Origin of the sequence: Streptomyces diastatochromogenes (genome assembly GCF_002242805.1) — a bacterium.
Classification (GTDB): Bacteria; Actinomycetota; Actinomycetes; order Streptomycetales; family Streptomycetaceae; genus Streptomyces; species Streptomyces diastatochromogenes.
The window spans coordinates 165,943-187,949 of sequence record NZ_MCGQ01000009.1 but is presented as its reverse complement, the minus strand read 5'-3'; the positions used below and the strand labels follow the sequence as shown (position 1 = coordinate 187,949).

Below are 22,007 nucleotides of genomic sequence, written 5' to 3'. Positions count from 1 at the left end.
GGATGCCCGGGATGCGCCTGGACGAGCTGATCGGCAAGCTGCGCCAGGGCGGGCTCGACCTCACCGCGGAGGACGTGGCGGACGCGGTCTGGCTGGCCCGGCGGCTCGGCGCGGCCGCGCCCCGCGACGCGCCCGTACGGCCCGACACGGCACTGTCCGGCCAGGTCGACGGGGATCCGGAGGCGTTACCTTCCGACTCCTCCGAGCCGCCGATCGCCCATCCGCCCCGGCCCCCGGCGGACGCCCCCGCCGCCCCGGTCCCGCTACTCACCCCCGGCCTCACGCCGCGCCTGCGGGCCGACTCCGGCGAGCCCGCCGCGTTTCCCGTCCGCGCCCCCGCCGCCGGCGCCCTGCCGGGACTGCTCGGCCTGGAGAAGGCGCTGCGCGCCCTCGGCCGCTACCGGGTCGCCTCCGTCCGCTCCGAGGACGAGCCGATCGACGAGGAGGCCACCGCCGACCGCGCCGCCGCCAGCGGCATCCTGCTCCCCGTCACCCGGCCCGGCCGCCGCCGGCGCTGCGACGTCCAGCTGCTCATGGACACCGGGCCCGCCATGGCCGTCTGGGGTCAGCTGGTCGAGGAGCTGCGCCAGGCCTGCCAGCAGTCCGGCGCGTTCGCCTCCGTGCGCGTCCACCATCTCTACGCCGACGACTCCGGCGCGCCCCTCATCGGTACGACCGCCGGTCCCGGCCGGCACACCCGGCTGCGCCCCGCCGACGAACTGCACGACCCCACCGGCCGCCGGCTCACCTTCGTCATCAGCGACTGTGTGGGCCCCCTGTGGCAGAACGGCAGCGCACAGCGCCTGCTGCACCAGTGGCCGCGCACCGCCCCGCTGGCCGTCGTCCAGCCGCTGCCGCCCCGCCTGTGGGGCCGTACCGCGCTGCCCGCCGAGCCCGGCCTGCTGCTGCGCCCCGCCGAGGTGGGCGGCCGCCTCGGCTTCCGGCCCGACGACGAGCCCTGGGAGGAACCGGCGCCGGGCGCCCGGCCCGTTCCGGTGCTGCAGCCCACCCCGGAGGCCTTCGAGGCCTTCGCCCGTCTGCTCGGCGGCGCGGGCCCCACCCGCGAACGCGCCTGGGCGGCCCTCACCGACCCGGGTACGACCCCGGCGGCCGCCCCCGCCGGTACGGCCCCGCGCAGCGACGACGACCTGCTGCGCGCCTTCCGCGCCGGAGCCTCACCCGGCGCCCTGCGCCTGGCCGGCTACCTCGCCGCGGCCCCCCTCACGCTCCCCGTGATGCAACTGGTCCAGCGGGCGATGCTGCCCGACACCGGCCCCATGGAACTGGCCGAGGTGCTGCTCGGCGGGCTGCTCCGGCAGCTCCCCGGCACCGAGGCCCAGCCCTGCTTCGCCTACTCGGGCCGGGTGCAGGACCTGCTCCTGTCCTCCCTCGACCAGGACACGGCCGGCCTCGTGCTCAAGCACTGCTCGGCTTATGTGGAACGGCACTTCGGCAGAGGCACCCGCAACTTCGCCGCCCTCGCCGCGGCCCGTCTCGCCGACCACGGCCCGGCCGGCGGAGCCGCGCCCCTGCCCGAGGAGGGCGGCTCGGCGGAGGGCGGCGGCAGCGTCGAGGCCGAGCTGTTCGCCCGTATCCCGGCCCGGGTCCTGCGCTTCTACCTGCCGGACCTGGTCACGCCCGACCCGCTGACCGAGGCCGAGCGCCTGCTCGACCAGTGGCACCACCTGGCCGACCCGGAGGTACTGCGCCGCGCCCGCGAACAGGCCCTCGCGGCAGCCGTCCCCGGCACGGCCCCCGGTACCGACCTGCGGTCCCACCTGGTCCTCGGCCGCATCCTGCGCGCCGAGGCGGGCACGGCGGCGGCGCGTACGGCGGGGAGGCGCGCCGAGCTGCTGCGCGAGGCCGCGGCCGCCCTCGCCGCGGCCCACGCGACGGCCCCCGCCGACAGCCGCGAGCGAGCCGATGCCGCGCTGGAACTCGCCTCCTGCCGCCGCGAGTTGTGGCAGCTGACAGCGGAGAGCGACCATCTCACGGCCGCCCTGGAGGTCTTGGACCCCGAGCCGGCGCCCTGGCCCGGGCTGACGGAGCGTGCGCGGGCCTGGTTCCGCGCGTGGCACCGAGGGGACGCGGACACCGGGGCTGGGCTCGGCGATGCCGGGCGGAGGGAGCCGGGGGGCGGCTCCGCCTCATCGGCGGGCGGGAAGGGGGCCGGTGGCGGCTCTGCGGACGCTGCGGCGCCGGGGTCCGGGCGGGAGGGTTCCGGGGATGGCTCGGGCGGGTTCGTGGGGCCGGGGTCCGGGCGGGAGGGCTCCGGGGGTGGCTCGGGCGGATTGACGGCGCCGGGGTCTGGGTTGGGCGGCTTGGGTGAGGCTGGGGCGCCGGGGTCCGGGGTGGACGGCCTCGGTGAGGCTGCGGTGCCGGGGTCCGGGCCAGGTGGCTCGGGCGGGTTCGTGGGGTCGGGGTCCGGGGTGGACCGCTTCGGTGAGGCTGATGCGCCCCGGTCCGGGCCGGGAGGCGCCGGAGTCGGCCCCGGTGACCCCGTTGCGTCCGGGTCTTCGCAGGGCGACGCAGAGAACGGTCGGAGTCACAGCCCGGCGGGCGATGCACCCGGCACACAGCCGGCCGTCGGGCGGGGTGACGTGCCCTGGCCCGTCGCCGCGCACCGGTCGCGGCTGCTGCTGCGCGGGCGGATCCTGCTCGATCTGCGGCACCCCGGTGCGGCCATCGAGGAACTCCGGGAAGCCTGCGGGATCCTGGACGTCGAGGAAGCCGCCGATGCCGTACGCGGGCCCGCGTTGCTGGATCTGGCGCGGGCGCTGCGGGAGTCGGGGGCCGAGGACGGCGAGACACGGCGGGCGCTGCTGCGGGCCCAGCGGGCCGCCGGGGACGACCCCGAGCTGCTGCTGCCCTGCCTGGCGGCGCTGGCCGCGTTCCACGACGCTGCGGGGGAGGCCAGGGAGGCCGACGAGACGTACGAGCGGGCCGTGCTGCTCGCGCCCGCCGACGGCGCCCTGCGCTGCCAACTCCTCACCGCCTGGGGCGAGTCGCTGCTGCGGCGGGCCTCGACCCCGGACGGCGCGGGCATCGTGGACCGGGCCGAGTACGTGCTGCGCGAGGCGCTGAAGTCACTGCCCGCCCGGTCCGCCCAGCGCGGACGGCTCCAGGGCCTGGTCGGCAGCGCGCTGGCCCAGCGGTTCCGCCATCTCGGCTTCCTGCCCGACCTGTTCGAGAGCCGGCACCTGCTCGGCCAGGCCGTGCGCGCCGCGGCCGACGCGGCCGTACGGGCCGAGGTGTGGCTGCAGTTGGGGCGGGTGCGCCTCGAGGGCTGGCATCACGCCGGTGCGCCGGTGCTGATGGACGCGCTGCAGGCGTACGAGAGCGCCGAGCGGGAGGCACAGGCCGCCCACGGCAGCGACCCGGGCTCGGTGACGGCCGCACGGGCGCGGCACGGCAGCGGGGCGGTGCTCGCGCTGATGGGACGGCCCGGGGCGGCCCGCGGCGCCTACCGGGCGGCCCGGGAGCAGTGGCAGCGGCTGGTGGGGGCGCTGCGCGAGGTCGACTGGGCGGATGTGGAACTGACCCGGCGGGTGGACTCGGAGCAGGCGACGGGGGAGGGACGGACACGTGCGGAACGGGAACTGCGGGACCGGGAAGAAGGGGACTGGGAGCGGGTGGCTCCGCCCTGGTGGCCGTGGACCGGAGAATGGATCAACTGGTCGGAATTCGACCGGAGTTGATCTGCCCTTGGTTTCCCCCTGCGGGCTGTCGGGAAGAACTGGGCAGCCACGGCGACGGAGCGGGCCGGACGCCGGCAGGGAGGAGCCGAGTGTGGCGGAGCAGCGGAGAGGGGTGGCCACCCCCGGTCGGGACGCCGGACGTGCCGCGCGCCTACCCGACCTCACCCACGTCGACCTGCGGACCCTGCGCGTCCTGGACGATCCCGCCCTCACCGCCGAAGTCGAGCGCGTCCTGCGGAACGCCGCCGAGTGCCAGGAGGTCTGGCACAGCGGTGAGGGCGAGGGCGAGCTGCAACCCTCCGTCGTACGAACATTTTCGGCCGGACTCGCGGAGGCCGGCCGGCTCCCGGACGAGCGGGGATGACACCGGCAGCGGTACCGGCCGAGGTCTTCCCGGCGCTGGCGGGCACCCGCCCCACGCCCCGGGGTACGGAGGCACTGCGTGCCGCGGTCCACGCGCGTCGCATGCTGCTCCTCAAGTCCCTCCTCGTCCGCAGCGACCGGCAGCACCACCTGCTCGGCCCCGCCGCGCGCCGGCACTTCGAGCAGGCCTGGGCGCTGCTGGTGGCCGCGGAACGGACCGACCCGGCCGCGGTGCGCGACGTCCTCGACTACCCGACGACCGGGGCCTGGCTCGCCGTAGCGCTCGCCGCGCCCCCGGGTGTCGCGTTCGAGCGGCAGTCGGCCCACCTCGGTGGTGTGGCCGTCGCCGCCGCCGTCCGCGCGGGTCACGCGGTGGACGGGACCCTCGTGGTGCCCACGGGCCTCCTGGTGCTGCCCGGCCTCGGCGTGCTGCACTGTCCGTCCGGCCGCGTCCGGCTGAGCAGCGGACCGGGCTGGTCGAGGATCGCCGACGACACCGGGCACGGCGAAGTGGTCCTGGCGCGTCCGGCCGTCCGGCCCGGGCCCGGCGCGTCCCGGCGGGCGGGCGGCGGGAGGGGCTGGTTCGCGCTGCGGACGCTGCCCGGCGGCACGATCCGCCTCGACGACCTCGATCCGTACCGGCTGCCCTCGCCCGACACCGGCCGCGGAGCGCTCCGTGCCGCCGACCGCTCCGACGCCCCCTGGGGGACGTGGGCCCGGCGCTGGCGGCAGGCCTTCGAACTGCTGACCGCGGTCGACGGGCAGCGCGCCGCCGAGACCGCGGCCGTGCTGCGTGCCGTCGTACCGCTGGCCGCCCCCGGTGCGGGCGCCACCCCGGTGGGGGCCACGCTCCGGGCCGCACCGGGCGCCGCACTGATCCAGCTGCCCGGCACGGCGCGGGAACTCGCCGAGTCGCTGGTGCACGAGACCCACCACACCAAGCTGGCGGCCCTGGACGAACTCGTCCCGCTGTGCCGGCCCGGCGGCGGCGCCGTGCACCGGGTCGGGTGGCGCCCCGACCCCCGCCCGGCCTCGGCCGTGCTGCAGGGCGCCTACGCGCATCTGGCGCTCACCGACCTGTGGTGGAGGGTGCGGACCGGCGCCGCGGCCGCCCCGGCGTGGCGACGACGGGCCGGAGAGAGGTTCGAGGCGTACCGCGCCGAGGTGGGGCAGGCCTTGTCCCTCCTGCTGGAATCCGATGAACTGACCACTGCGGGAAGGGAGTTCGTCCAGGGCATGGAGCGCCACCACGCCGGACTCGGCGTGACGGCCCAAAACGTCCTGTGACGCTCCGCAGGGGAGTAATTTCTGTGCGTTAGCGTGTGCCGTGAAAGTGCGGTGGCACGGGAGATCAGGGAGCGTGCGATGGCGGAACTGCGGCGGTCGGGCGGGGACGGTGCCTCGGCATCCGAACGCATCCTGGTGGTCTTCCCCGGCTACCACCGCGCCTGGGCGGCGTGGATCGCCCAGTGCCTGGAGAGCCACGGACACCAGGCCACGCTGCAACGCTGGGACCCGCCACGCGAGATTCCCCTGGAGGACTCCCTGGCCGACCTGCTGCTGGCCTCGGGCCCGGTGCTGCTCGTCCTCGACGACTGGTTCTTCGAACTCGGGCCGCGCCCGGCGGGCGAGTGGAACGACGCCCTGCGCGGGTTCGTCGCGGCGAACTCCGACCGGTTCGCCGCCGTCAACCTCACCAACCGGTCGCTGCTGCCGGCCACCGCGGTCCTGGAACCGGCCAGCCTGTGGGGCCTGAGCGAGGAGGCCGCCGAAGAACGCCTGATGCGCCGGCTGGGCCTGGAGCGCCGGCGCGTCCCGAGGCCGTCCGCGGGCCGGGCCCGCTATCCCGAGACCCGCTGCGAGATCTGGGGCGAGGTCCCGCGCCGCAACCCGCGCTTCACCGGCCGCGACGACCTGCTCACCACCCTCCACCAGCGGCTGGCCGACGCCGACCGCGGCGCCGCCGTCTGCACCCTGCTCGGGATGTCCGGCATCGGCAAGACCCAGCTGGCCGCCGAGTACGCCCACCGCTTCAGCCCCGACTACGACGTGGTGTGGTGGGTCAACTCCGACGACCGCAACATCCAGCGCGACCGGCTCGGCGAACTCGCCGTGGAACTGGGCCTCCGGGTCGGCAACGAGCCCGGCGAGCGCATCCGCGCCGTCCGGGAGGCCCTGCGCCGCGGCGAACCCTACGGCCGCTGGCTGCTGATCTTCGACGGCTGGGACGACACCGAGGGCATCGCCACCCTGCTGCCGCAGGGCGCGGGCCACGTCCTCGTCACCTCCCGCAACCGCGGCTGGAGCGAGCACACCGAGATCCTGGAGATCCCCGCCTTCCTGCGCGCCGAGTCCACCGCCTACCTGCTGCGCCGCGCCCCGCACATCAGCTCGGCCGAGGCCGACGAGGTCGCCGCCGAGTTCGGTGACGTACCGCTGCCCCTCGTCCAGGCCGCCTCCTGGCTCGGCGAGTCCCGTATGGAGGTGCCCGAGTACCTGCGCATGGTGCGGGAGCGCCGGCTGTCCACCGTGGACGAGCCCGCCACCGGGGAGGGCTTCCCGCAGTCGTCCATGACGTCCTGGTCGATACTGCTCAACCGGCTGCGCGGCGCCCAGCCACAGGCGATCGACGTCCTCGGCCTGTGCACCTCGTTCGCCCCGGGGCGCATCCCGCTCGGCCTCATCCGGGCGTACCCGCACGCCGACCTGCCCGAGGAACTGCGGTGGATGGCCACCGACCTGCCCGCCTGGACCCGCGCCCTGGACACGCTGGTCAACTACTCGGTGCTCACCCGTGAGACCCGCGGCCCGGTCGGCGTCGAGATGGGCCCGCACCAGGAGTCGGTCCACATGCACCGGCTGGTCCACGACATCGTCTCCAAGCTGACCAGTGAGGACAGCCGGGTCGTGCACCGCCAGGCGGTCCGCACCCTGCTGGCCCAGGCCGACCCCGGCAACCCCCTGGACAGCCGCAACTGGCCCCGGTACGCGGAGCTGCTGCCCCACCTGGAGCCCTCGGGCGCGCTGAGCAGCGCCCAGCCGCGCGTCCAGGAGACCGTCCTGAACTGTCTGCGCTACTGCTACCGCAGCGGCGAGTACAAGGGCGGCCTGGACCTGGCCCGCCGGATCCGCGACCACTGGTCCCGGATCATGGACCCGCTGGCCCAGCCCATGCTCGACCTCACCACGCAGGAGAGCAACATCCTGCGGGCGAGCGGCAGGTTCCGCGACGCGTACGAGCTCGACCGCTCCGTCCACCAGCGGCTGGGCACCGCCGAGCCGCGCAGCGAGCTGGCCGAGCTGTCCACCAAGGGCGCCATGGCCGCCAGCCTGCGCCACCTCGGCCGCTACGACGAGGCACACGAACTCCAGCTGGAGGTCCTCGACGGCTACGGCAGACTGCTCGGACCGGACGAGGGCCTCGCCCTGATCGCCCGGCACAACCTGGGCGTCGGCCTGCGGCTGCTCGGCCGGTACCAGGACGGGTACGAACTCGATCTCGACACGCTCGCCAAGCGGGAGAACGTGCTGCGGGCCCGGCACATCAGCACCCTCAACTCCGGTGGTGCCGTCGCGCACGACCTGCGGCTGCTCGGCAAGTACCGGGATGCGCTGGCCCGTCAGGAACCCGTGGTCCGGCTCCATCTGCAGGTGCTCGGCGCCCGGCATCCGCAGACCCTGTCGGCCCGCGGACAGCTGGTCATGTGCCGCCGCCGCGAGGGGGGCCACACACAGGACGTGGGGCCCGAGATGGCCAGCCTCCTCGACCAGCTGGCGCAGGTGCACGGCCGCGGGCACTACCGCACCCTGGCCTTCATCACCAACTACGGCAACTTCCTGCGGGAACACGGCGATCTCTCCCAGGCCCGGGAGCTGATCGACGAGGCCGAGGCCGGTTACCGGGCCCTGCTCGGCCCGGCCCACCCGGTCGCCACCGGCATGCTCTCCAACACTGGTCTCGTGATGCAGGCCGCCGGTGAACGTGCCGAGGCCATGTCGATGTTCGAGGCGTCCTTCGCGGGCCTCACCGCCACCCTCGGCGCCGACCATCCCTGGGTCCTCGGCTGCGCCCTCAACGCGGCCAGCGCCCGCAACCTGAACGGCCGGATCGCCGACTCCGTCGAGCTGAGCCGGGACACCCTGCGCCGGGCCCGGCACACGCTGGGGCACGAGCATCCGCTCACGCTCTCCTGCCAGGTCGCCCTCGCCGCCGACCTGCGGGCCGCCCGTGAACACGAGGAGGCCGGAAAGCTGGAGGACGACGGCCTCCTCGGCCTCACCCGCACCCTGGGCGCCCAGCACCCCCACACCATCTCCGCCCGCCAACGCACCCGCCCCTACTGGGACTTCGAGCCGTACCTGGGCTGAGCCGACGGCGCGATACAGGTACGGCAGCTGCAACTCCCCAGGGGCGCGGGGAACTGCGCGACCGGCCCCCAGGCACCCGCAGCCGCGTACGGTCTCAACCCGTCCAATGGGTAGGCAAAGGGCCCGGTACCGAGTAAGAACTCGGTACCGGGCCCCGTCAGTCGGCTGAACCGCCGGAGGCTTACGCCTCGAACACCTCACGCACCAGCTGCTCCTGCTCAGCCTGGTGGCGCTTGGCGGAGCCCACCGCCGGGGACGAGCCGTGCGGACGCGAGATGCGCCGCAGCCGCTCGCCGGCCGGGATGTCCGCGCCGACCGCCAGGTCGAGGTGGTCGATCAGGTTGAGCGCGATGAACGGCCAGGCACCCTGGTTCGCCGGCTCCTCCTGGGCCCACAGGTACTTCTCGACGTTCGGGTACTTGTTGACCTCCGCCTGGAGCTCGGCACCCGGCAGCGGGTACAGGCGCTCGACGCGGATGATCGCCGTGTCGGTGACGCCGCGCTTGGTGCGCTCGGCCTCCAGGTCGTAGTACAGCTTGCCGGCCACGAAGACGACCTTGCGGACCGCGGCCGGGTCCACTGCCGAGTCGCCGATGACGGGGCGGAACTGACCCGACGTGAACTCCTCCGTCTTCGACGCGGCGGCCTTGAGGCGCAGCATCGACTTCGGGGTGAAGACCACCAGCGGCTTGTGGTGCGGGTTGTGCACCTGCCACCGCAGGAGGTGGAAGTAGTTCGACGGGAGGGTCGGCATGGCGACCGTCATGTTGTTCTGGGCGCAGAGCTGGAGGAAGCGCTCGACGCGGGCCGAGGAGTGGTCCGGGCCCTGGCCCTCGTAGCCGTGGGGGAGGAGGAGCGTCACGCCGCTCGTCTGGCCCCACTTCTGCTCGGCCGCCGAGATGTACTCGTCGACCACCGTCTGCGCGCCGTTGACGAAGTCGCCGAACTGCGCCTCCCACATCACGAGCGCGTCGGGGCGGGCCAGCGAGTAGCCGTACTCGAAGCCCATGACCGCGTACTCGGACAGGAGGGAGTTGTAGACGTTGTAGCGCGCCTGGTCCTCGGCGAGGTACTGGAGCGGGGTGTGCTCCTCGCCCGTCTCGCGGTCGATGAGGACCGCGTGGCGCTGGCCGAAGGTGCCGCGCTGGGAGTCCTGGCCGGACAGGCGGACCGGGGTGCCCTCCAGCAGGAGGGAGCCGACCGCGAGGGTCTCGCCCATGCCCCAGTCGATCGTGCCGTCCTCGACCATCGTCGCCCGGCGCTGCAGCTGCGGCAGCAGACGCGGGTGCACATGGAAGGAGTCGGGGATGTTGACCTGCGACTCGGCGATCCGCTTCACGACCTCCGCGGAGATCGCGGTCGGGACCGCGATCGGGAAGCCGTCCTGCGGCGCGTGGGCGTCCACGGCGGCCGGCTGGGACGTAGCCTCGCGAACCTCCGTGAAGACCTTCTCCAGCTGGCCCTGGTAGTCCTGCAGCGCCTGCTCGGCCTCTTCCACGGTGATGTCGCCGCGACCGATCAGGGACTCGGTGTACAGCTTGCGCACCGAGCGCTTCTTGTCGATCAGGTCGTACATCAGCGGCTGGGTGAAGGCCGGGTTGTCCGACTCGTTGTGACCGCGGCGGCGGTAGCAGATGAGGTCGATCACCACGTCCTTGTTGAACGCCTGGCGGAACTCGAAGGCCAGGCGGGCAACGCGGACGACGGCCTCGGGGTCGTCGCCGTTCACGTGGAAGATCGGGGCCTCGATCATGCGGGCCACGTCCGTCGCGTACATGGAGGAACGCGAGGACTCGGGGGCCGCGGTGAAGCCGACCTGGTTGTTGATGACGATGTGGACCGTGCCGCCGGTGCGGTAGCCGCGCAGCTGCGACATGTTCAGGGTCTCGGCCACCACGCCCTGGCCCGCGAAGGCCGCGTCACCGTGCAGGGCGACCGGCAGGACCGTGAAGTCCGTACCGCCCTTGTTGATGATGTCCTGCTTGGCGCGGGAGATGCCCTCGATGACCGGGTCGACCGTCTCCAGGTGGGACGGGTTGGCGGCCAGGGAGACCGTGATCTGCTCGCCGTCCAGGCCCGTGAAGGTGCCCTCGGCGCCCAGGTGGTACTTCACGTCGCCGGAGCCGTGCATCGACTTCGGGTCGAGGTTGCCCTCGAACTCGCGGAAGATCTGCGCGTACGACTTGCCGACGATGTTGGCCAGGACGTTCAGCCGGCCGCGGTGGGCCATGCCGATGACGACCTCGTCCAGGCGCGACTCGGCGGCGCTGTCGATGACCGCGTCCAGCAGCGGGATGACGGACTCGCCGCCCTCCAGGGAGAAGCGCTTCTGGCCGACGTACTTCGTCTGCAGGAAGGTCTCGAAGGCCTCGGCGGCGTTCAGCCGGCGCAGGATGCGCAGCTGCTCCTCACGCTCCGGCTTGGTGTGCGGGCGCTCGACGCGGTCCTGGATCCACTTGCGCTGCTTGGGGTCCTGGATGTGCATGAACTCGATGCCGATGGTGCGGCAGTACGAGTCGCGCAGCACGCCGAGGATGTCGCGCAGCTTCATCAGGGACTTGCCGGAGAAGCCGCCGACGGCGAACTCGCGCTCCAGGTCCCACAGGGTGAGGCCGTGCTCGGTGATGTCCAGGTCGGGGTGCTTGCGCTGGCGGTACTCCAGCGGGTCGGTGTCGGCCATGACGTGGCCGCGGACCCGGTAGGAGTGGATCAGCTCGAAGACCCGGGCGGCCTTGGTGACGTCGTCGTCGTGCGAGGCGTCGATGTCCTTGAGCCAGCGGACCGGCTCGTAGGGGATGCGCAGCGCCTCGAAGATGTCGTCGTAGAAGCCGCTCTCGCCGAGCAGCAGGTTCGCGACCTGGCGCAGGAACTCGCCGGAGGCGGCGCCCTGGATCACCCGGTGGTCGTAGGTCGACGTGAGCGTCATGACCTTCGAGATGCCGAGCTTGTTCAGGGTGTCCTGGCTGGTGCCCTGGAACTCCGCGGGGTAGTCCATGGAGCCGACGCCCATGATGACCGACTGGCCGGGCATCAGACGCGGGACCGAGTGGACGGTGCCGAGGCCGCCGGGGTTGGTCAGGGAGACCGTGACACCGGTGAAGTCGTCCATCGTCAGCTTGTTGTCGCGAGCGCGACGGACGATGTCCTCGTAGGCCTGCCAGAACTCGAAGAAGTTCAGCGTCTCGGCCTTCTTGATCGCCGCGACGACCAGCTGGCGGTCGCCGTTGGGCTTGACCAGGTCGATGGCGAGGCCGAGGTTGACGTGGGCCGGCTTGACGAGGGTCGGCTTGCCGTCCTTCTCGCCGAACGACCAGTTCATCGACGGCATGGCCTTGATGGCCTGCACCATCGCGAAGCCGATCAGGTGCGTGAAGGAGATCTTCCCGCCCCGGGCGCGCTTCAGGTGGTTGTTGATGACGATCCGGTTGTCGAACAGCAGCTTCACCGGGACCGCGCGGACCGAGGTGGCCGTCGGCAGCTCCAGCGAGGCGTTCATGTTCTTCGCGACGGCCGCGGACGGACCGCGCAGCGTCACGTACTCCGGACCCTCGGGGGCCTGCGTGGCCGGGGCGGCCTTGGCCTTCGGCTGGGCCGGCGCCTGTGCGGGCGTCGCCGGCTTGGCCGGGGCGGGGGCCGCGGGCTGCGCCGCGGGAGCGGGGGCCGGAGCCGGGGCCGCGGCGGCGGCGGGCTTCGGAGCTGCGGGGGCGGGCGCGGGAGCAGCCGGCGGGGCCGCGGGCGCGCTCGGGGCGGCAGGAGCAGTGGTGGTGGTCCCTGCGGCCCCCGCGGCCGCAGTACCCGCCGCAGCCGTGGCGGCAGGAGCGCCCGGCTTGTAGTCGGCGAAGAAGTCCCACCAGGCTCGGTCTACCGAATTCGGGTCCTGGAGGTACTGCTGATAGATCTCGTCGACGAGCCACTCGTTGGGACCGAACGCAGCAGCGGGGTTCTTCCCGGCTTGGTCGTCGGTCGAGATGCTCGAGTTACTGGGGGACTGTGGCGACACGGCGGCAACCGCCCTCTTCCGCTTCACAAGGTGATGGACAGCGGGAATAAAGGCTACGCCTCCATGGCCGGGAAGGTCAGGTCGAGCAAGGTCATCGTCGCGTAAGTCACATCAGAAATCTTGTTTCAGGGCTTGATATGGCGGGAAACAAGCGTGGTTCCGCATGTGAGCGAGAGTGTGCGGGATCGCCGAGCGGGGCCCGGCGCGACTGGGTCGGATGCGCTGCGCGGGCCTGTCCCTGATCACACGTGTCCGGCTGCGTGGACGCTCGTGGATCTTCTGGCTCCGCTTCGGACTTTACGTCAACTTGGGACGGAAGTCAGTCCCGGAAGAGTGACGATGATCCTGCATCCCCGGTCGGATTCGGCCACACCGATTCGGCCGCCGTGCAGATCCACCGCCCACCGGGCGATCGCGAGGCCGAGCCCGGTGCCGCCGTCGCTGCCCGGACCGTGCGGCCGCATCACCGCACCGCGGTTGAACCGCTCGAACACCCGGTGCCACTCCGACCTGGGGATTCCGGGCCCCTCGTCCAGCACCTCCAGCTCCAGCGACTCCGGCTGCGGCCCGCGCCGCGCCTTCACGGTGACCCGCCCGTGCGCCGGGCTGTGCTTGACCGCGTTGTCGATCAGGTTGGCGACGACCTGGTGGATGCGCTCGGGGTCCGCGCGCGCGGTCAGCTCCGGCGGGGAGACGTCCAGGTGCAGGTGTACGTCCGTACGCGTGTGGCTTCCGGAGCCGGAGGCGATGCCCGCGCGCGCGGAGGCGACCATGTTGGCCTCCTTCAGCACGCCCGAGAGGTACGGCCACACCTCGAAGCGGCGCAGCTTCAGCGGTACGACGCCGTTGTCGAGCCGGGAGAGGTCCAGCAGGGTCTCGACGAGCCGGCCGAGCCGCTCGGTCTGCTTCAGGGCCGTCCGCATGGTCTCCTGGTCGGCCTCGGTGACCCCGTCGACGATGTTCTCCAGCACCGCGCGCAGGCCCGCGATCGGGGTGCGCAGCTCGTGCGAGACGTTCGCCACCAGCTCCTTGCGCTGGCGGTCCTGGGCCTCCAGCTCGTCGGCCATGACGTTGATCGTCTGGGCCAGGTCGCCCAGTTCGTCGCGGCGGTTCTCGCGGACCCGGCGGGTGTAGTCGCCCTGCGAGATCGAGCGGGCCACGAGGTTCATCTCGTCCAGCGGCGAGGTGAGCGAATGGGCCACGAACTGCGTTATCAGCAGTGTGGCGATCATCGAGAAGACCGTGATGAAGCGCAGCTCCGTCTTGGTGTGCACCGCGATCATCGACAGACCGGTGGTGATCAGCACCGAGATGACGACCAGCGCGCCCAGCTTGGTCTTGATCGAGAACGGGCGTACGCCGCCCCAGGGGTCCTCCCCGGGGCTCCTCCGTGCGGCCTCCCGCCCCTTGCTCATGGCGTCGGTGTCTCCAGCGCGTAGCCCACGCCGTGCACGGTACGGATCCGCTCGGCGCCGATCTTCCGCCGCAGCGCCTTGATGTGGCTGTCCACGGTCCGGGTGCCGGAGGCGTCGGCCCAGTCCCACACCTCGGCCAGCAGCTGCTCCCGGGAGAGCACCGCGCGCGGGGTGTTCGCCAGGCACACCAGCAGGTCGAACTCGGTGGGCGTGAGGTGGACGTCCTCGGACTTCACCCGCACCCGGCGCTGCGCGTGGTCGATCTCCAGCTCGCCGAGGCGCAGGATGCCCGAGCGGGGCGTGGACGCGGCGATGGCCGCCCGCTCCACGCGCCGCAGCAGGACGTGCACCCGCGCGGCCAGCTCCCGCATGGAGAACGGCTTGGTCATGTAGTCGTCGGCGCCGACGCCGAGCCCGACCAGCATGTCCGTCTCGTCGTCCCGCGCGGTGAGCATCAGCACCGGCACCGGGCGCTGGGCCTGCACGCGCCGGCAGACCTCCAGGCCGTCGAAGCCGGGCAGCATGATGTCGAGGATCAGCAGGTCGGGCTGCCAGGCCTCGGCCGTGTCGACCGCCGCGGGGCCATCGGACGCGGTCTGCACGAGGAATCCCTCGGCGCGGAGCCGGGCCGCGATGGCGTCCACGATCGTCGGGTCGTCCTCGACGACCAGCACCCGGCGCTGAGCGCCCTGGGTCGTCGTGGCCGCGCCGCTCTGGGAGGTGTGTGTCTGCTCCATCGCCCGCCCCTGTTGCTTTCCGGAACCCGTGGGGTGATCCCATGACTGCGATTGACGCTTGAATGATCGGCGTCAGGGCAGCACCCTACGGGGACTCACCGCGCCGTCGCTATCCAGGTCGGACGGCGAGGTGCACGGCGTCCGGAACGCCCCGGGCAACGGGGACCTCTTCGGTACGCACCTGACGGAACCCGGCATTCCACATGGTTCCTTCAAATTCCGGAGAGGGTTCTGCCGACCATACCGCGAGCACCCCGCCCGGCCTCAACACCCTTGCGCAGGCAGCGAGTCCAGTCGGTGAGTAGAGGCCGTCGTTGTCCTCGGTGACGGTCCAGCCGGGGCCGTTGTCGATGTCGAGACACAGGGCGTCGAACGTGTCCGATGTCTCATTGACGTAAGTGACGAGATCCGCCTCGACGATCTCGGTACGGGGATCGGCGAGCGCGCCCGCGGAGACGGCCGACAGCGGCCCCTCGCTCCGGTGCCAGTCGATGACGGCGGGCTCCCGTTCGACAACGGTGATCCGCCCCCACCTGTGGTGACCCGCCGCGGCGTGTGCGAGCGAGAATCCCACCCCCAGCCCGCCGATCAGCACGTCCGGTGCCGGGCGGCCGTCCAGGGCGTCGTACGCGGCGTCGATCAGCAGCCGCTCCGAGCGGCCGTCGGAGGTGTCCATCAGGAAGCAGCCGTTGGCGATGATCTGCAGCAGCGCGCCGTGTCTGCGCAGCACCACCTCGCCGTACGGGCCTTCGCGACGGTCCAGGACCACGGGTGTGTCGTAGGCGGCAGTCATACGTCCATCCTGCTCGAACAAGGCGTTGCGTTCACGGGAATTGACCGCGAACCAGCGGGTAACGGGGGCTCTCCGTCGGGTCCGGCTGCGCCCCGGCTGCCGCCGCGCGCCGCCGCCGTGCGCCTCGCGTGCGCCGTCTGTCGTGCTGCGGTGAGAGCTGTGGGCGCGATGTACCCGTTCGTGGGACGCGCCGCGGGCAAGACCCGCACCGCCGATCTGAACCGCACGGTGACGGGCATCGGCCGCAACCTCGCGCAGGTGACCTCATGAGCACCGCCGACGTCACCCGGGTCAAGGAAGTCGCCGACCTCTTCGTACGGTTCCTGGAGACCAACACGGCCGGGACGCCCTCGTCGCGCTCCGCCGCCACAGCCACCCCGCCCTCGGCACCGCCCCGCGCCACCGCGTCGACGCCACGCCCCTCCGTCTACTGCACCGGCGACCGGTCCCCGGACATCCAGGCCGCGCACGCGAGGGAGGCGACCCTGCTGAGATCCTGAGGGCGGCCGGGGGCGGACGCGTACGAAGCTTCTGAGGTTGCTGTGAATCCGCTCTCGCGTGGCGTCGGTCATAGACAGCGGCCTCGGGAACACGAAGTGTGGGGCGCGACGGAAGGAGCGCCTCAGCGTGGAACGGACCGTGACCGGCCCTCAGACGGCCGCGTCCCCGCTACCTGACGTCTCCGGCCTGCTCGACGGGGTCCCGCGACAGCGCGAGCTGCCCGTCCGGTCCCCCGCCCCGGCGCCGGCTCCGGCCGCGGCCCACCCTTCGTTCCGCCCTTGGCACCTCCTGCCGACCCCCGCCGGCACCCCGTTCACCTTCGCCTACGCGGCCCTCCTCGCCCTCACCTCCCTGGTGGCGGCCTGGGCCGACCCCGCCCTGATGCACACGCTGTACCAGGACTCCAGCACCGACGTCGCCCACCTGGTGCGCACGCCGGTGCTGGTGCTGCTGGCGAGCGCGCTGTGGATCGCGGGCGGCATCGTGTCGACGTACGCGGCCGCGTTCGTGCTGGTGCTCACCGCGCTGGAGCGGCGGATAGGGGGAGCCCGGGCGGCCTGCGTGTTCCTGGCGGGCCACGTCCTGGCCACCCTCGCGACGGAGGTCCCGGTGGGCCTCGCGGTCCTGTTCGGCCACCTCCCGGACACCTCCCTGCACCGCCTCGACTACGGCATCAGCTTCGGCGTCGCCGCCAGCATCGGCGCCCTGTCCGGCCTGCTCACCCCCTGGGTCCGCTGGCCCCTCCTCACCCTGGTCGCGAGCCAGCTCGTGAGCGACCTGATCGCCTTCCAGGACCCGCTGACCAACTGGGGCCACCTGATCGCCCTCACCCTCGGCATCGCGGGCTGGCCACTGGTCCGCCGCTGGCGCCTTCCGGCGGTTTCCCCGGTTTCCGCGTAGACGTTCGGCCGATGGCGTAGCCCTGTCACATCCGGCCCGCACCCGCGCACCCACGCAACGCCCCACCCCCTCAGGCGCGACTGACACCCTCTCACCTGCAGAAACAGCCGCGTCAGCAGCCGATCGCTCACAGCGAACAACAGCCCGGGAACAACAGCGGAGCGCCGTGCATTGAGTCGGCATAGCTCAAGTTGACTGCCTAAGGGGAGATCATGGCTGCTGAGTCCACGGCATTCACGCTCGTGTTGCCCGTGCTGCCGCTCGACGACGAGGTCGTGCTGCCCGGGATGGTGGTTCCGCTGGACCTGAGCGACGCCGAGGTGCGGGCCGCGGTGGAGGCCGCGCAGGCCGCCGCCCGGTCGGAGCCCGGGAAGCCCAAGGTTCTGCTGGTGCCGCGCATCGACGGCACATACGCCAAGACCGGTGTGCTGGGCACCGTCGAGCAGGTCGGCCGGCTGGCCGACGGCGACCCGGGGGCCCTGATCCGCGGCCGCGGCCGGGTGCGGATCGGCGCGGGTACGACGGGTCCGGGCGCGGCGCTGTGGGTCGAGGGTGCGCGGGTCGACGAGACCGTGCCGGATCCGCTGCCCGGGCATGCCACCGAACTGGTCAAGGAGTACAAGGCCCTTGCCACCAGCTGGCTGAAGAAGCGCGGCGCCTGGCAGGTCGTCGACCGGGTGCAGGCCATCGACGACGTCTCCGCGCTCGCCGACAACTCCGGTTACTCGCCCTTCCTCACCACCGAGCAGAAGGTCGAGCTGCTGGAGACCGCCGACCCGGTGGCCCGCCTCAGGCTCGCCGCGCAGCAGCTGCGCGACCACCTCGCCGAGCAGGACGTGGCCGAGACCATCGCCAAGGACGTCCAGGAGGGCGTCGACAAGCAGCAGCGCGAGTTCCTGCTGAGGCGTCAGCTCGAGGCCGTCCGCAAGGAACTGCGCGACCTGAACGGCGAACAGGACGGCGAGGAGTCCGACGACTACCGCGCCCGCGTGGAGGCCGCCGACCTGCCGGAGAAGGTCCGCGAGGCCGCCCTCAAGGAGGTCGACAAGCTGGAGCGGGCCTCCGACCAGTCGCCCGAGGGCTCGTGGATCCGCACCTGGCTGGACACGGTTTTGGAGATGCCGTGGAACGAGCGAACCGATGACAGCGCTTCCGCGTACGACATCCAGGGCGCCAAGGCGATCCTGGACGCCGAGCACGCGGGTCTGGAGGACGTCAAGGAGCGCATCACCGAGTACCTGGCGGTGCGTAAGCGGCGCGGTGAGCGCGGACTGGGTGTCATCGGCGGGCGGCGCGGCGGTGCCGTGCTGGCGCTGGTCGGGCCTCCTGGGGTCGGAAAGACCAGTCTAGGGGAAAGTGTCGCTCACGCCATGGGCCGTAAGTTCGTCCGTGTCGCTCTCGGTGGCGTCCGCGACGAGGCGGAGGTCCGCGGTCACCGGCGTACGTACGTCGGCGCGCTGCCCGGCCGTGTCGTGCGTGCCATCAAGGAGGCGGGGTCGATGAACCCCGTGGTCCTGCTGGACGAGATCGACAAGGTCGGCTCGGACTTCCGCGGCGACCCGGCGGCGGCCCTGCTGGAGGTGCTGGACCCGGCGCAGAACCACACCTTCCGGGATCACTACCTGGAGGTCGAACTGGACCTGTCCGACGTGGTCTTCCTCGCCACCGCCAACGTCCTGGAGGCCATCCCGGAGGCGCTCGCCGACCGTATGGAGATCGTCCGCCTGGACGGCTACACCGAGGACGAGAAGGTCGTCATCGCCCGTGACCACCTGCTCCCGCGCCAGCTGGAGCGGGCCGGCCTGGCCAAGGACGAGGTCACGATCGACGAGGGCGCGCTGCGCAAGCTCGCCGGCGAGTACACCCGCGAGGCGGGCGTGCGCACCCTGGAGCGGTCCATCGCGCGGCTGCTGCGCAAGGTCGCGGCCCAGCACGAACTCGGCGAGCGAAAGCTGCCGTTCACCGTCCGGGACGAGGACCTGCGCGCCCTGATCGGGCGTCCGCACCACGTGCCCGAGTCCGCCCAGGACCCGGCCGAGCGCCGTACGGCCGTGCCCGGTGTGGCGACCGGCCTCGCGGTCACCGGAGCCGGCGGCGACGTCCTCTTCGTCGAGGCGTCCCTGGCCGACCCGGAGACGGGCGCGGCAGGGCTGACCCTGACCGGACAGCTGGGCGACGTGATGAAGGAGTCGGCGCAGATCGCGCTGAGCTTCCTGCGCAGCCACGGCGCCGAACTGGAGCTGCCGGTGGCCGACCTGAAGGACCGGGGTGTGCACATCCACTTCCCGGCGGGCGCGGTCCCGAAGGACGGTCCGAGCGCGGGCATCACGATGACCAGCGCCCTCGCGTCCCTGCTCTCCGGCCGCCTGGTCCGCACGGACGTGGCGATGACCGGCGAGGTCTCGCTGACCGGCCGGGTGCTGCCCATCGGCGGGGTGAAGCAGAAGCTGCTCGCCGCCCACCGCGCCGGCGTGACCACCGTGATCATCCCCAAGCGCAACGAACCCGACCTGGACGACGTCCCGGCCGAGGTGCTGGACAAGCTCGACGTCCACGCCGTGACCGACGTCCGCCAGGTCCTGGAGCTGGCGCTCGCGCCCGCCGTGAACGGCGCGGAGCCGGAGGTTCCGGTAGCGGCGTGACGGACGCTGCCGGATGAGGGAAGGCCCGGGTCCCGTGAGGGAGGCCCGGGCCTTCGCCATGCCATGGGCGGGCGCGCAGGTGGACAAGCGTGCGGATGGATCAACTGGATAGAATTCAGGCGTGAGTGGGCAGGTGGTGCAACCCTCCGGCCCGATCGGGACGGAGATCGCCGGCTACCGGGTGGACCGCGAGCTGGGCCGCGGCGGCATGGCCGTCGTCTACTGCGCCACGGACCTGCGCCTCGGCCGCACGGTGGCCCTCAAACTCCTCGCGCCCGAGTACACCCGCAACGACTCCTTCCGCCGCCGCTTCCACCAGGAGTCACGGATCGCCGCCGCCATCGACCACCCCCACATCGTCCCTGTCTTCGAGGCCGGCGAGACCGACGGGATCCTGTACATCGCGATGTGCTACGTCCACGGGCTGGACCTGCGCGCCGTGCTCGACCGCGACGGCCCCCTGCCCGTACCGGCCGCGCTGCGCATCGCCGCCCAGCTGGCGTCCGCGCTCGACGCGGCCCACGAGCACGATCTGGTGCACCGGGACGTCAAACCCGGAAACGTCCTGGTCACCGAGGGCGTCGACAGCGAACACCCCGAGCACGTCTACCTCACCGACTTCGGGCTGGCGAAGAAGTCCCTGTCGCTGACCGGGTTCACCACCGCGGGCGAGTTCGTCGGCACCCTCGACTACGTGGCGCCGGAGCGGGTCGCGGGCCGCCCCGTGGACGGCAGGTCCGACCTCTACAGCCTGGCCTGTGTCGTCTACGAGACCCTCGCGGGCGCCCCGCCCTTCCGGCGGGACGACGACCTGGAGCTGCTGTGGGCGCACCAGTACGACCCGCCGCCCCTGCTGAGCGAGGAACGGCCCGGGATCCCGTCGGCCGCCGACGACATCCTGCGGAAGGCGCTGGCCAAGGCCCCGGACGACCGTTTCGGCACCTGCCTGGAGTTCGTCACCGCCCTGCGCGCCGCCCTGGCCGACTCCGGCCCGCGGCGTCGTACGCCCACGCTGGTGGACGCCCGTGCGGCCGGCACCCTCCCCGCCGCCGAGCCGGTGCCTGCCCCGCCCGCCTGGGCCGGCCCGGTCCTCAAGGGACCGGAGGCATAGGCGCCCGCCTAAATACCGGGCGTTTCCCTTCTCGTCAAGTCCCGAGTCCTCGGAACGTGACCCCGTTCTGGCATTCCGGCCTACTTGAAGCACGGCCCCACCGGAGAAACCGGAAACCGAAAAAGGGCCCCGATTCAAGTAGGAGAAAGTCATGAAGCGCATCAACGAGAGCCACGCCGTCCGTCCCAAGCGTGGTTTCCGTCTCTCGACGATCGTCGCCTCGGCCGTGGTCGTCGCCGGCGGAATCGTTCTCCCGGCCGCTGCGGCCTCGGCGAGCCCGATGCCGGACTCGGTGGCCGTGTCGATGGCGACCACGCACCACGACAAGAAGGACGAGCACCACAAGAAGGACCACCACAAGAAGGACCACAAGAAGAAGGACCACGGCAACGCCACCGGCGGTGACGGTGGTAACGCCACGAGCAATGGCAAGGGTGATGCGACCGGCGGTGACGGTGGTAACGCCACGAGCAATGGCAAGGGAGATGCGACTGGCGGTGACGGCGGTAACGCCACTAGCAATGGTGCCGGCGACGCGACCGGCGGTGACGGTGGTAACGCCACGAGCAACGGCAAGGGTGATGCGACCGGCGGTGACGGCGGTAACGCCACGAGCAACGGTGGCGGCGACGCGACCGGCGGTAACGGTGGTGACGCCACTTCCAACTGAAGCCCACCTCGCTGACAGCAGCCAGTGAGCGACGGCGGACTCGGGTGGCGCGGTCACCGACCGCGCCACCCGACCCCCGGCCACGAACTCCCCCCGCAACCCCGACCCCCCTCACGAAACGGCACCCCCCCATGATCCGCAACGTCCGCAAGAGCAGCCTGGCCGTGGCCGCCGCCTCCCTCCTGTTCCCCATCGGCGCAGTCCTGGTCCCCGCAGGCGCCGCCTTCGCCGCTCCCGCGTCGCACAGCGTGACGGCTTCCGAGGCGCACGACGACCACGGCAGCAAGGACCACAAGAAGCGCGACGGGCACCACGAGGACGACCACCACAAGAAGCACGGCGATCACGGGGACGGACACCACGGAGACCACGACACCTGCAGCGCCGGCAACGCCACGGGCGGCAACGGCGGCAACGGCACCGGCGGCGACGCCACGGTCTGCACGGCTCCGGGCGGTACGGGCACCGGCGGCACCGGCGGCCGGGGCAGGGGCTCCTGCGGCGGCAAGGGTACGAACGGCCGCAACGGCACCGGCACCAACGGCAGCGACGGCCCGCCGTGCCCCGACCACAAGCCGGACCCCTCGGGCGGGGACACCGGCGGCAGCACCACCACCCCGGAGTCGCCCACCCCGGCGCCCTCTCCGGCCGACCCCCCGGCCGACTCCGGACCCGCTGCGCCGGACCCCGGTCATGACAGCGGCGGCGGCACCGCCCCGGACGCGCCCGCCCCGCCGGACGTGGTCGTCAACTGAGCACAGCGAGACCCGGACAACCGAGCAGAGCGAGACCCGGACTGCCCCGCCCCT

Annotated in this window: 14 protein-coding genes; 10 read left to right on the top strand and 4 right to left on the bottom strand. The window is 72.5% G+C overall.

All coding sequences use genetic code 11. The annotated features are described in order from the left end of the window. Nucleotides 1-2: 2 nt before the first annotated feature. The 4 genes from BEK98_RS49920 (at nt 3) to fxsT (ending at nt 8,429) form a co-directional block, all read left to right on the top strand. On the top strand, nt 3-3,698 hold the full coding sequence (locus BEK98_RS49920; RefSeq protein WP_244201823.1) for an SAV_2336 N-terminal domain-related protein: 3,696 nt from the start codon (nt 3-5) through the stop codon (nt 3,696-3,698). Nucleotides 3,699-3,789: 91 nt separating this feature from the next. Then, nucleotides 3,790-4,062: a hypothetical protein gene (locus BEK98_RS10445; RefSeq protein ID WP_143690585.1), complete on the top strand. Its 273-nt coding sequence runs from the start codon at nt 3,790-3,792 to the stop codon at nt 4,060-4,062. Next, a complete protein-coding gene (locus BEK98_RS10440) occupies nt 4,059-5,348 on the top strand; it encodes an aKG-HExxH-type peptide beta-hydroxylase (RefSeq protein WP_094216152.1) in 1,290 nt (429 codons plus the stop codon). Before BEK98_RS10445 ends, BEK98_RS10440 begins: the two co-directional genes overlap by 4 nt. Nucleotides 5,349-5,426: 78 nt before the next feature. Continuing rightward, nucleotides 5,427-8,429 (top strand): FxSxx-COOH system tetratricopeptide repeat protein, encoded by a 3,003-nt coding sequence (fxsT, locus tag BEK98_RS10435; RefSeq protein WP_094216151.1) that lies wholly within the window; start codon nt 5,427-5,429, stop codon nt 8,427-8,429. Between the two features lie 181 nt (nt 8,430-8,610). Here the strand turns inward: fxsT and BEK98_RS10430 are convergent, their stop codons facing one another. The 4 genes from BEK98_RS10430 to BEK98_RS10415 form a co-directional block, all read right to left on the bottom strand. Then, the gene (locus tag BEK98_RS10430; RefSeq protein ID WP_094216247.1) at nt 8,611-12,429 is read right to left on the bottom strand and encodes a multifunctional oxoglutarate decarboxylase/oxoglutarate dehydrogenase thiamine pyrophosphate-binding subunit/dihydrolipoyllysine-residue succinyltransferase subunit; all 3,819 of its coding nucleotides are present in this window, start codon (nt 12,427-12,429) and stop codon (nt 8,611-8,613) included. Nucleotides 12,430-12,731: 302 nt separating this feature from the next. Next, entirely contained in the window at nt 12,732-13,844 is a 1,113-nt protein-coding gene (locus BEK98_RS10425) for a HAMP domain-containing sensor histidine kinase (protein WP_094216150.1), read from the bottom strand. After that, nucleotides 13,841-14,581: a response regulator transcription factor gene (locus BEK98_RS10420; RefSeq protein WP_094216149.1), complete on the bottom strand. Its 741-nt coding sequence runs from the start codon at nt 14,579-14,581 to the stop codon at nt 13,841-13,843. The genes BEK98_RS10425 and BEK98_RS10420 overlap by 4 nt, the downstream gene beginning before the upstream one ends. Nucleotides 14,582-14,690: 109 nt before the next feature. Further along, nucleotides 14,691-15,374: a spermine/spermidine synthase domain-containing protein gene (locus tag BEK98_RS10415; protein ID WP_094216148.1), complete on the bottom strand. Its 684-nt coding sequence runs from the start codon at nt 15,372-15,374 to the stop codon at nt 14,691-14,693. 266 nt (nt 15,375-15,640) lie between these two features. Here BEK98_RS10415 and BEK98_RS10410 point away from each other — a divergent pair, with 266 nt between their 5' ends. The 6 genes from BEK98_RS10410 (at nt 15,641) to BEK98_RS48915 (ending at nt 21,953) form a co-directional block, all read left to right on the top strand. After that, complete coding sequence (locus tag BEK98_RS10410) at nt 15,641-15,874, top strand: hypothetical protein (RefSeq protein WP_094216147.1); 234 nt, start codon at nt 15,641-15,643, stop codon at nt 15,872-15,874. Between the two features lie 127 nt (nt 15,875-16,001). Next, entirely contained in the window at nt 16,002-16,775 is a 774-nt protein-coding gene (locus BEK98_RS10405) for a rhomboid-like protein (RefSeq protein WP_094216146.1), read from the top strand. A 212-nt stretch (nt 16,776-16,987) separates the two neighbouring features. Further along, entirely contained in the window at nt 16,988-19,417 is a 2,430-nt protein-coding gene (lon, locus tag BEK98_RS10400) for an endopeptidase La (RefSeq protein ID WP_094216145.1), read from the top strand. Between the two features lie 121 nt (nt 19,418-19,538). Further along, nucleotides 19,539-20,528, top strand: a complete 990-nt coding sequence (locus tag BEK98_RS10395) for a serine/threonine-protein kinase (protein ID WP_244201822.1) — start codon at nt 19,539-19,541, stop codon at nt 20,526-20,528. Between the two features lie 151 nt (nt 20,529-20,679). Beyond that, nucleotides 20,680-21,198 carry a hypothetical protein gene (locus tag BEK98_RS48920; RefSeq protein WP_167444125.1) on the top strand — a complete coding sequence of 173 codons (519 nt, stop codon included), beginning with the start codon at nt 20,680-20,682 and terminating at the stop codon, nt 21,196-21,198. 131 nt (nt 21,199-21,329) lie between these two features. After that, complete coding sequence (locus tag BEK98_RS48915; RefSeq protein WP_094216144.1) at nt 21,330-21,953, top strand: hypothetical protein; 624 nt, start codon at nt 21,330-21,332, stop codon at nt 21,951-21,953. Nucleotides 21,954-22,007 lie beyond the last annotated feature (54 nt).